This is a genomic window from Pontiella desulfatans, from assembly GCF_900890425.1.
Taxonomy (GTDB): Bacteria; Verrucomicrobiota; Kiritimatiellia; order Kiritimatiellales; family Pontiellaceae; genus Pontiella; species Pontiella desulfatans.
Genome location: NZ_CAAHFG010000001.1, coordinates 3848562 through 3861007 on the forward strand (window position 1 = coordinate 3848562; position 12446 = coordinate 3861007).

The window sequence follows — 12446 nt, forward strand, 5'->3', positions numbered from 1 at the left end:
AAGTAGTGTATATAATTTTCTCATGGTTCCTCTTTAAGACCTGATTAGAACTAAATGATTCATTAATGGTCTATGCCTATCACCCAGCTATAGGAACTATGGCAGAATATAGCCAGTCGACCAGAACTTGATTACGCATAATATTAATGTCATTTGCGCAAAAAAAAAGGCGGAAACCTTTGTTTCCGCCCAAGCCTTATTTAGCTTTTTGAACCCTAAATCATAAAACGGCGACGAATAAAAAGAATCCCCCCGCCAAACGCCGCAATCAAACCGAGCGTAGCCGGTTCCGGAATAGCCTGAATCCCCGAGTCGTTGAAAAACGTAACGGTGTTTCTAAACGTATTATCAACCAATGCAATTCGGATTCCACCTCCGTTTGCAATAGCAGTGTTAACAATAGACGTGATATCAACGTCCAATATACCGCTGGTAGCCGTTGGCCCGAGATTCAGCAAGGAAATATACTCTGCTGTATTTCCTGAGACCAGTGCCCCCGCACCTGGAGTTGCCGAAGTTATATCAGTGGTATCCAACGAGAGGGAACCCCCATTATTATAACTGACGTAGAACCTTAACTCTTGATCAACAGGCTTGCCACCTTCTGCAGTAAAATCAACATGGAAATTAAAACTAGGGCTTGATTGACCAGTAAAGTCATAGTCCCAAGTCATCAGAGAACCACCATTCGAATTGTTGCCGAAGCGATTCAGATCGCGAAGTACCGTGCTGGCAGAGAAGGCTCTGACATCACTCTCAAGTAGCCCCGTAGTGCCTGCAAGAAAATTTAATGTACCAGCCACGGTTCCCCGGGTATTCACATTGCCGTTACCGGTTCGCGTTAGCTCCGGACCCATAACATCCACATTATTAATATCGACACCTGCAGACATATGCAACGAGCCAATCAATTCGGCATTACTACTTACAGCCAACATTCCAGTTAGCATAATTATTGTTGCTTTTAACGCATTCCTCATTGCCGTCTCCTATTTAATTTAGATGAATTCAGATATTAAAAAAAAACAGTTGGATTAGGAGACATTTTTTACGCATTCGAAGCTTCACATTTCCGCAGTAATTAGAACCTCGGACATTAAAGATGAATGATTAATAGTGCTCAAATTCCGATTGCTGGGCTCCGATATCTTCAAGTTCAGCCTTGCTCGCACCGTCTTTGCTTTGGTGCCCTAGTCCAACCTGATAGAAAGACGAAGATGAATCTTCTTCACTAAACAATGCGGAAACCGTCGGCGACACACTTTCAAATGTTATTTCACCAGCCAGAGGTGTATTCAAACCTTCATGAAAAACCATCGCTCTAACGGTTATTTTTCCGGGTCTGCCTGTTGATCGAATCAAACAAGGAGCAGTGCCCCACTCCAGTTCACGGGGATTCGCGCCAATTAAATGATTACCGAGCAACACACCCTCTCCCTCAACCTCGAATCCAATGCGCTCCTTGCCCAACCGCTTGACATTGCCCTGCTCGTCAACCAACGAAGCAATGACCGTTACAATATCGGAACCGTCTGCCACCAATGGAATACCGTCAAAGTCGATGGAAAATTTGAGACGGGCCGGCCGCTTTGCCGGATAGCGGGCATGGGATGCCACCACCTTTCCGTCAATCAGTCCCTCCGCCACAATGCACGCCTCGTCAAACTTTTTAGCACGGTGCAGAGCGCGCAGTTGCATAAAGTTGTAGGCATCTTCAAATTCTATCGGAGGTGACGGCATTTTCTGACCGGAGTCTTTTGGCCGTTTGGTTTCAAGCACCTTGCCGAATACGGTCAACCGCACCTCTTCGCAATTGGAAAATACCCGCACGTCCTGCGAAGAAAACGGGGTCATTTCGTTCGCGATATAGACCATGGATCCATTTTCGATATTCGGCACATTCAGGTTTGCATCGCGCTGGCTCTGGAAAAGGTAATAGGAATATTTCGGCTGGCGGAATGGATCCATGATACCGCCGTAAAAGTTATCCGGGTGGTATCCGCGGTAATGATCGAACGAATGCCAAAGACATCCGCCCACCAGTTGCCTCGGGGAATCATAGAACTTTTCCCAGCAACCGTAATAATAGAGAGGACGAGGGTCTGCATATGATTTTGCCTGCACCAGCATGGGCGTTTCGCCCCAAGAACGATGCACCCGGCTCGGCGAATTGTGCGATGACCAGTCATCCACATTATCGCCCCACTCTCGGGTAAACACCGCCTTATCGCCCTCCACCTTCGATCCGGAATAAATTACATCGTAAAAGCCGCTACCCTTCGCCGATCCGTCGGCCGCCGTGTAGCAACCAGAAAACGGATATTCCTCGTGTGTAATATCATGCGCGATTTTGGCAAATGAATCCGGATAATGCGTTTCATTCAAAATCGGTTCCCACAGAATGACAGATGGATGATTCCGGTCCCTTCGCACCATGTTCCGGATATCGGAATACACGCGCTCCGCAAACACGGGATCGTTATTCCAGAACTGCCAGCCCGGCGTGGCCACAATTACGAACAGCCCCAGCTCGTTACACGCATCCATGAACGCTGGATCCTGCGGATAATGAGCCGAACGGACAATCCGCAAACCCGCATTCCGCAGTTTTTTGGCATCGCGCCAATGCAGCGAATTCGGCAGCGCATTTCCGATATAGGCAAAATCCTGGTGCCGGTTGGCACCCATCAGTTTATCTTCAAATGGTTTCCCATTCAGAAAGAACCCTTCCGTACCACGAAATTCAATGGTACGGATGCCGATTTTAGTTTTAAACCCATCAACCACCTTCCCGTCTTTTAAAACCCTGGAAACCAGTCGGTACAAATAAGGATCGTCCGGATGCCAAAGGTTTGGTTCCGCGACGGTGACAAATGAAGTCACCGTTGCACTTTGCCCGGCCTCAATTTCAAGCGGTTCTTCTCTTTTGCCGACTGGGGTTCCTTCTGCATCAATGATGGTTGAAGATACCGTTAGACGCTGCTTTTCAGATGTCGTATTGGCGACATGCGTTGAAACCGATACATCAGCTGTATCATCAGACAGTTTATCAACATGGGCAAAAACTCCGCCGCCTGCCACCACATCGACCTGATTGGGATCGGTAATATAAACCGGGGCAGTTGAGTAAAACCATACGTCTCGGTAGATTCCGCCAAAGTAAGTAAAGTCCATCACTTCCTGCGGTTTGCCCGGAGGATAAGCCGGGTCATCGGAATTATCGGCGAGCACAGTAACGACATTTTTCGCTCCGTGTTTCACAACGTCCGTTACATCAATAACTATAGGAAGAAATCCTCCGAGCTGCTCTTTAACCAGCGCGCCATTGATCCAGATTTTACTTTTGCCCATGATCGCTTCGAAATGAAGCACGATGCGCCGACCCTTCATGTAAACCGGTACTTCGAAATGCTTTCGATACCACGCTTCACCCTGATAGTTGATTGAACCGCTCGCGTCATCCGGAAGCAGTTCCAATCCATGCGGACAGTTCACAACCGCCCATGCGGCATCATCAAAGGCGGCTTTTTCTGCACCTTCGACCGAGCCCTTATAAAACCGCCAGCCGACATTAAAATTGTAGACATCGCGCCCGCCACCTTCCAGTCTATGGAATCCGGCCGTTGAAAACTCACGCATGCTGTCTTCTCCAAAAGTCAGAGCCGTTACAGCTGTAAAAATCATTATCGCTGTTTTTTTCATCCATCATCCTTCGTTTTTAAATAATGATTGTAGCTGCGAGACGGTAAGCTCTTTTTCTGGAGAAAAATCGGAGCCGGACATATATTCCAATAAACTGATCCGCATTTGCCGTGCAACCGGACGCTTCTCCAGATCGCTCTGTAAATCCATGCCGCATATCAGCAACTTGCCTTCGCCGACCTTTACCTCAAGAAGGTTCGCCAGCTTGTGGTTCCGGCTGAAATTATCGACGACCTGAATAATCGGTCTGATATCGTTCGGCAAATCATCGAGGATAAATGAACTTGAAGTATCCAGCAGGTCGCACCATTGCCAGTTGGTATGTTCATCGGTCGGGAACTGCGATAACGCCGGATGCTCCGGATCGCAGAGTATGCTCATCGAAACATTACCCCGGCCTTCGCGCGTCCACCAATGCACCGGACTCCAGAACGGGGCAAGAAAACGACCCCGCAACGCTTTATCCAGATCCGAATAAGTTGGTAACAGCAATACTTTCCGGCCTTGCGAAAGTGCGGTCAGAACAGCCTCGTCCAGTTCGGTGCTTACCAATACGTCGTCCGGGGCAGGAAGCTGTTGCGTCCGCGGATAAGCCCAGATGTTCCACTGGTTCAAATAATCCGTTCCCTCAATGCCAACTTGCACCGTAAGCTTTTCGGCTTTTTCAACGTTATTCAGATTACTGCTGAATTCGCCCAGATCCGCCAGCACTCCCTGCCTTATGGTTTGCGGCTCAAACCGGCCTTCTGCCACCACTGAGCCGGATGACGTTGTAATCTTCCAGAACCCGACCGCATCAACCAGATGCCGATTTCCAAAATTTAACAACTGTGCTTTGGCATGAAATACTTCATCACTGAACCAATCAAATTTACTGAACCGCAACAACGGGACGGTATCACAGGCAAAGCGCCGGAATTCTTCAGACGACATTGCCTCTTTTGAATCCCAGAAGGCATCGTATAGACCGACATGCGCGGTGCCCTGACCGGAATAGTCGTTGAGCTGCAGCAACTGAAACCCGGCCGACCGGCGGCTGCGCATCATGACTTCAATTTCTTCCTTATACAACACTGCGGCATGCTTGGCGGTCACCCGTGTAAAATCGTCGGACTGTTCCAGCATGCCTTTCTTTTCCAGATCGTCCCGGACCAGCTTAAGGTTGTCCGGTTGCATTACACCCGTGTACTTTTCAATTTCGGACATGGATGGAAAAACGCACCATTGTCCGATTTCGTGGGCGATCACCGGAACATCGCGGTTGCTCTTGATCAGGCCGTCGTTCCGGTCAAAATCCGTCATGGGCGTCTTAAGGGTTTTGTAATAGCCGTCTGCGTTGCCTTTCGAAAGCCTCCCGGGTGTCAGGTTACCGCCCCGCCCGCCGGCTCCGACCACAAAGTCCTCATTCTGCAACGGAATCTCCAGCATTTCCATTCCGCCACCGCCCGAACCGAACGCGAACAGATGCCGGTTGTCCGTCGGCTTCATTTTTTCCAGGAATGCTTCCGCCGTGGCATACAGACTTTCCTGCAACTCGTTTCCGCCCGAAAACAGGGCAAAGGACGGGTGGTTTCCATAGCTTTCCTGAATGCGCAGCATTTCCTTTTCAACCCATTCTTCCCGGGCTTCATTATATCCTGAGTTGGCGCGCGTGGCTTCAGTCAATAGATAAAGGCCAAGTTGGTCGGCCGCCTCGAATGCCGCTTCCGGCGGAGTCCACGAATGAAAACGGATATGGTTCAATCCGTTCGCCTTGACTTCGCCCATCAACCGAAGCCAGTAATCCAGCTCCATCGAAGGATAGGCCGTCAGCGGAAAATTGGCGCACTCCAGCGTTCCCCGCAGAAAGACCTTTTTACCGTTCACAAGCACATTCACATTATCATGCCCGATCTTGCGCATGCCGAATAGAGCCGTTGCGGAATCGTTGAATTCCCCGGCATTCAGCCGCGCTTCCATGGAGTAGCGGTGCGTACTGAATTCATCCCACAGGATTACATCTTCCCCCATGGGCACCAAGACTTCAACCTGACCCCCATCCGCACCGACCTTGATTTTTTCGGAAACGGTTTCAATAACCTTCCCGTCCGGCGACACGGCACGGAATGATACTTTTCCCTTCAAAACTTTTTGCGTGGCATTCCCGACAGCCGCCTTTACCACCGCCATTCCATTTTCAGGATCGGGATAGACCTGCAGATCGTCAAAATACACCGGATCGGTTTTAATGAGCTCCATCCGACCGATGATTCCGTTCCACATCCCCTGCGTGTGCAACGACGTACCCGAATTGATCCCCCCAAGATCATAAAGGACGCGGTTGTCCATACAGACTACAATCCGGTTGGCGCCGGGGTTAACGGCATCCGAAATATCAATTTCATGCGGCGTACTCAGACTGTCATCGCCTCCGCAGTATGTTCCATTGACCCACACCTTCGACACCCAGCGCGCGCGTTCCAGAAACAACACAATCCGTTTATCTTTCCACTCATCGGGAACCGTTACCTCCCGCCGGTACCAGGCGCATCCCTGAAAATCCAGATTCGGCACCGGCCCTCCATAGCGCGGATCAAGATCCCGCACCGCTTTCCTTAGAAAATCGATACTCGGCGGATTGCCGTAGCCGTTTTCGGCGGTTGATCCGGGCAATCGTGCCGAATCCGTAAAGGGCTCGTTAAACCACTGCCCGGCTTCACCGACCGCATCCGGGTCAAGCCGGATTTTCCACGCCCCGGAAATATCCATCCGTTCCACGGCATCCACATTGATTAAACAAAACATCATGATGAAATTAAGAACAAACAACGGCACTGCTTTCATTTTTAAACTTCTCCAAGGCTACTGACCAAATACATAATCTAACCACCGTTCTTTAAGGCAGCCACTTCTCTTTCTCCATACACCGCAAATGTGAATGAGTGTATAGAATATCTCCACCTCAGTTTAGCGCATAAATACATGGTGATTTCCGTAAAATGTTCGACCCCTAAAGTTGATTAACCCATATTAGCTTATATGTTGCTGCGGATTATTCATGCGCATATTGCGCAAACTAAAGCTTGGGATTTAGGACGCTTTTGGTAGGTGTTTAAACTATGAAAAAAATTATACGTATATCTGTCCTGTTGTGTGTATTCCCTGCTCTTTCCATTCTCGCCGAACGCCCGAATATTGTAATTCTTCTGGCCGATGATCTTGGATGGGCGGATGTTGGATTTCACGGCAGTGAAATTAAAACGCCGAACCTCGATTCACTGGCTCAAGCGGGAGTGCAGTTAAAACAGTTTTATGTACAACCCACCTGCTCGCCGACCCGCATTGCACTGATGACCGGCCGCTACCCCTTCCGCTGCGGTGGTCACATCTCCGTGCTGCGCCCCTGGCACCAACACGGCGTTCCGCTCGACGAAACGCTGATAGCCCAGGTCATGAAAGATGCCGGCTACAAAACCGCCATCACCGGCAAGTGGCACCTCGGCCTCGCCCGGCGCGCCTACTGGCCGACTTCACGAGGCTTTGATCTGGCACACGGCTGCCTCGGCGGGGCCATCGATTATTTCACACACGAAGGGTACGACTCGCTGGACTGGTATGATCAGGACACCATTCCTCTGCATGAAGAAGGATACTCCACCGACCTGATCGGCACCCGTGCTTCAAAAATAATTATCGACCACAATTTCGACCAACAGCCCCTCTTCCTTTACGTGCCGTTCAATGCCCCGCACTCGCCCTACCAGGCCAAGGAAGCCGACATCGAAAAATACAGTCACATCAAAGATGAAAACCGCCGGATTTACTGCGCCATGGTCGATTCCATGGATCAGCAGATTGGAAACATTATCCAGAGTCTGAAATCCAAAGAAGTGCTGGAAAACACCCTGATCTTCTTCGCCTCCGACAACGGTGGCGCGGGTAACAGCATCAACCTGCCCTACCGCGGCAACAAAGGCACCCCCTACGAAGGCGGCGTCCGTGTGCCTTCGTTCATCCATTGGCCGAAGGGGCTGGAAGGTGGCCGCGACTTCGACCGCCCGCTGCACATCGTCGATCTATTCCCCACCTTCACCGAACTGGCGCAGGGCGACATTGCCAAATGCAAACCGCTCGACGGCATCAATTTCTGGCCGGCGCTGGCCGAAGGCAAAGCGATGCCGAAGCGCGACATCATCCACAACGCCAAGGATGCCCGCGGCCGCGGCTCCATCCGTTCCGGGGATTGGAAACTGATCCTCAGCAAACCCGAGCGCGCACCCGACGGCATGCCCGTTGCCGACGGCAAACTCATGGCCGAGCTGTTCAACATCAAGGATGATCCCTACGAGCAAAACAACGTCGTCCACCAACACCCCGAAATGCTTGAAACACTATGGGGACGTCTCAAAAAACGTGCGCCCGAAATCGTCAGCGCCGCCCCCTACATCGCCCGCGCCCCCGAAGGATGGGAAGCCCCCGCCGACTGGTCGAACGCCCCGGAGTAACCCATGACCCTGAAGACACTACCTCTTTCTCTTATTGCCCTTTTTTTCCTCGCATCGTGCGGCAGGCAGACCCAACAAGATACAACAAAGGCGAAACCCACGCCCAAGCCGCCGACACATCCAACGGAGGTGCCCTGTACCGAATGCAAGCCGGCCATCGCCAAGCCGACGGCCGTCGAGGCGCCGGAACAGTCGTATGATGAAAACACCCTCTTCGGTGAATACCTAGCCGCGCAGGCCAAGGGCGAGCGCGCCAAATTGCCGGACTTCAGCCATGCGGGCTACCACCGTTGCGCAACGCCTCTGCCCGTGGTTTCGGAAACGACGCACACCTATTTCGACGTCACAAAATTCGGTGGGGTTCCTGACGACGGGAAGTCGGACCGCGATGCGGCGGTGGCCGCCTTCGCTGCCGCCCATAGCCACAACGGCCCCGCCGCCATCTATTTCCCGGAGGGCAACTTCCGCCTCTTCGAAAAATCCGATTTCGGCAAACCACCGCTGGAAATCAAGCGCAGCAACGTGGTGCTCAAAGGCAGTGGCGTTGGAACCACGCAGCTGGAGTTCGCGGAATCGCACCTGCCCGCCCGGCCCTTGATCCTCATGCGTTCCTCAACCGGCAAGGACGACTATTGGCGCGGCGACCAAAAGCTCAAGGCCATGGTTAAGAAACAGATCGGCCCCTTCACGGTTGAGGTTTCGGACGCGTCCGAACTCAAGCCCGGTATGCGGATCAACCTGAATGCGCAGATGGATGCCCATGCGGAATCGACGAAGGAATTCTTCTGCCCGCACGAAGTTCCGTCGGGCTGGTTCGAGCGCGCCAAGCGCAAAGGCGGCATGCTGACCGATATCTTCGAGCTGCACGAAATCGAATCGATCGACGACAACACCGTCCGCTTCGGCGAGCCGATCCACCTCGACATCCCGTACTACACCAACATGGCCATCTACCGCATCGACGGGATCATCGAAGAGTGCGGTATCGAAGACCTCTCCTTGCGCGGCGGCTGGCGCGGCCAGTTCAACCACCATAACAGCACGCGCCATGGCGAAGACTACCGCATGGTCGAAATGGACCGCGTGTTCAACAGCTGGGTCCGCCGCGTCCGCTTCACCGAATGCAGCTCCGCCGTCAGCACCTGGCTCTGCGGGTTCAACACGGTGTCCGACCTGCTGATCGAAGGCAACACCGGCCACATGGCGGTGGTTGCCAAAAGTTCATACGGCAACCTCTTCGCCTTCATGCGCGAGGAATCGGACGTGCACCACGGCTTCGGCGTTTCGCGCTCCGGCGTCAATTCCGTCTTCTACCGCTGCGTGCAGTACAAGAGCATGGAAGCGCATTGCGGCTATCCCCGCTCCACCCTCTTCGACCTCAACGAAGGCGGTTTCCAGCCGCGCGGTGGCGGCGCCACCTTTTTCCCGATGCACGACAAGGGGCTCACCTTCTGGAACTGGAACGTCACCCTGCCCGACGGCTCGTTCGACTTTTGGCCGGAGGGCCAGCGCTACGGCTATTTCCTCCTCCCCGTCGTGGCCGGGCTCCACGGCGAACCGTTCGAGATCCCCGACATCGAAACCGACCTGCTGGCCTACGAATCGCCCGGCCAGAAAACCGTTCCCGAATCCTTGTTCGATGCCCAGCTGGAACATCGCCTGGGCCAGGTGCCCGCCTGGCTTGCCGAAGCCGCCGCCGAATTCGAGACCGTTAGCCGCCATTCGCGAATCCGCATCACCAGCCCCGCAAACCACAGCGAGCACCGCTCGGTTATCGTTAAGATGGCGCTGCACGAAAAGATGGATCCGAAACAGGTCGGGCGGATCGAGCTCTACGCCTCCGACACCGGACTCTTCGATGGCTTCCTGCGCGTTGGCGAAGTGGATCCGCAAACCATGGAAAAGGAATTCAAGACCAAGCGCCCCGGGGTCTGGGTGCTGAAGGCCAAGCTGACCAACCGCCGCGGCGAAATCGCGTTCAGCAAACCCATCACCCTCTACACCGGCGATCCGGATAAACCCAAGGCGCTCGGCGTGTCCAGATCCGCCATGATGCCCGGCAAGGAAAAGAACACGCTCTACGGGGAATTCGTTCAGCAAGGTGGCGGCGAAGCCCAGGCCCTGAAAGACAGCAAGGTGCTCGCATCGCGCAAGGAAGGCCAACCCGCCCACGAACTGGAAGCCGCCTACCGCAAGGAGCTTCACGCCTTCTACGCCGCGTATGGAACCAGCACCTTCAAGGATGCGCTCGACGAGCAGTTCGCGGAGGTGTTTTTCGACGGCAAAACCGATGTTGCGGGCAGCAAGCTCTACAGCTACCAGGACTCGCTCGTGCAAGCCGCCTTTTCGTCCACGAAAAAAATCAACCGGCTCGACATCCATTGGCGCAACGGTGTCCCGGATAAGGAAGTCCGCCTCGAACTCCAGACGTCGGAGGATCCCGGGGCATGGCTTAGCTTCGTGAACGACGACCTGCTTTGGAACCCCTCCGCCCTGCGCATCGGCGGAACGCTGACCGGCGGCCCGTTTCCCGGCTCCGGAAAGGTGAGCACCCTCTATTTCCCCGCGCGCGAAGCCAAATTTGTGCGGCTCCTGCTCTCGTCCTTCCCCGACGACGTCACCGAATTCCGCTTCTTCGGCGATTAGTTTCTTCCATTCTAACGTCTATCCCTTTTGAGTTCCTAAACAAACCATCCTCAACCTGCATTGCGACAGAAGGATAGGCAGAAATATAAACGGGAGGGCTGTTGAAGTGATTTTTCTGCCAAACAATATTTCTGCCTAAAACGAACCACCCTTAACCTTTTCTCGTGCAATTTGTTTAACAGAATAATTAGGACAAAATAATTCATGGCTACGGCATAAAGGAAACCGTTCTGTCCTAATTATTTAGTTACATTCTCTGCTGCGAAGCCGCTTTGAGTTTGGGGCAACGCGACGGGATCGGCGGGATGGAGGGGCGCACGCCGTGCGCCCGGGCGGATAGCGTCCGCCCCTCCACGAAACAACCTTGCGGCATCCCAACCCTCTGTGCCTCTGTCTCCTCTAGCGCAGCGGGTGGTGAAAACTTGCCAGGAAAACAAGAAATTGACGGATAGTAGTACAGATACCAAAACAGGATATGCTTAACCGATATCCAACCCACAGGGAGGTTGGGGGAAATTTCGTATCTTCTTGAATATCAGCGTCCATCCGTGTTCATCCGTGGTTCCATTCCCGAATTAGGGTTAATGCCCTAGCTCCTGGTGAAACTGTCGAAATAGAACTCCGGATCGGTTTTTTGCCTTTTGAGGGTGGCGTTGATTTCCTTCCAGGCGGCGGCGAGGTTTTTGCATGGGACGGGCATGTCGTGTTTCAGCATTTCGTGGAGCTTCGGCAGGTTGTGGAACGGGATGGCGGCATACATGTGGTGCTCGATGTGGTAGTTCATGTTCCAGTAGCACCAGCGGGTGAAACCATCCTGCTTGACGGTGCGGCAAGAGCGGCGGAAATCGGGCACGTTGTCCTGCAGGCCGGCGTGCTGGGGAATGCCCACAACCAGGCTCAGCCAGCATCCATAGAACGGTAGCAGCAGGATCGGAATCAGGATCCATTGGCCGAGGGCGATGAACAGCGCCGCCAGCGCAAGGTGGCCAAAGAGGATGATGCGCGCCCACACGACGAGCTCCTGCTTCTTTTTCGGCCGGTCGTCGAACAGGCGGCGGTCCCACTCCGATGTCATGATGCCCAGTGAATGCTTGATGTACCATGGAAGGATGTTGTGCACCCACAGGCCGCGCGGTGCGCCGGGGACATTGAAGGTGAAGGCCTTTATCCATTCCATGGCCCCGAACCTGGCCGGCAGAACCACTTCCTGGTCCACGGCATCGTGCAACGTGTTCTGGTGATGCTCGGTGTGACTGATGCGGAACCAAACCGGATTGTTCCAGGTGAGGAAGCTGAACAGGTGGTAGAAAAATTCGTTGAGTGCCTTGGTCTTGAACGGGGTGCCGTGCGAAAGCTCGTGGCAGGCCGCCGCCGGGCTCAGGAACGCAAAAAGGGTGCCATGGAGGAAGAAGGCAACGACAATCCACGGCCATGCGAGATGGTGGAATGCCCAGAAGCAGAGCCCCCCCGTCGCAACCACGGCCAGCAGCTGCGATCCCGCCTGCAACAGCCCCTTCGCATCGCTGCGCTCCTGAAGCGTTTTCATCGCCTGCTTGTCCGCCTCAATGCGGTACCACTTGATTCGTTCCATCATAACCTCCCACATCGACGACG

6 protein-coding genes are annotated in these 12446 nt (G+C 53.5%); 2 read left to right on the forward strand and 4 right to left on the reverse strand.

What is annotated here, in order from left to right:
• Window positions 1-215 precede the first annotated feature (215 nt).
• From E9954_RS13520 to E9954_RS13530, 3 genes are all read right to left on the reverse strand, one after another.
• Window positions 216-980, reverse strand: a complete 765-nt coding sequence (locus tag E9954_RS13520; protein WP_136079678.1) for a PEP-CTERM sorting domain-containing protein — start codon at window positions 978-980, stop codon at window positions 216-218.
• A 130-nt stretch (window positions 981-1110) separates the two neighbouring features.
• Window positions 1111-3702 carry a glycoside hydrolase family 2 protein gene (locus tag E9954_RS13525; protein WP_136079679.1) on the reverse strand — a complete coding sequence of 864 codons (2592 nt, stop codon included), beginning with the start codon at window positions 3700-3702 and terminating at the stop codon, window positions 1111-1113.
• Between the two features lie 3 nt (window positions 3703-3705).
• On the reverse strand, window positions 3706-6525 hold the full coding sequence (locus tag E9954_RS13530) for a glycoside hydrolase family 2 protein (RefSeq protein ID WP_136079680.1): 2820 nt from the start codon (window positions 6523-6525) through the stop codon (window positions 3706-3708).
• A gap of 275 nt (window positions 6526-6800) precedes the next feature.
• On the opposite strand from E9954_RS13530, the gene E9954_RS13535 reads away from it, so the two are divergent.
• Complete coding sequence (locus E9954_RS13535) at window positions 6801-8186, forward strand: arylsulfatase B (protein WP_136079681.1); 1386 nt, start codon at window positions 6801-6803, stop codon at window positions 8184-8186.
• Between the two features lie 3 nt (window positions 8187-8189).
• Window positions 8190-10832, forward strand: coding sequence for a DUF4955 domain-containing protein (locus E9954_RS13540; RefSeq protein WP_136079682.1), 2643 nt, complete (start codon window positions 8190-8192; stop codon window positions 10830-10832).
• Window positions 10833-11421: 589 nt separating this feature from the next.
• Here the strand turns inward: E9954_RS13540 and E9954_RS13545 are convergent.
• Window positions 11422-12426: a fatty acid desaturase gene (locus E9954_RS13545; protein ID WP_168442241.1), complete on the reverse strand. Its 1005-nt coding sequence runs from the start codon at window positions 12424-12426 to the stop codon at window positions 11422-11424.
• Window positions 12427-12446 lie beyond the last annotated feature (20 nt).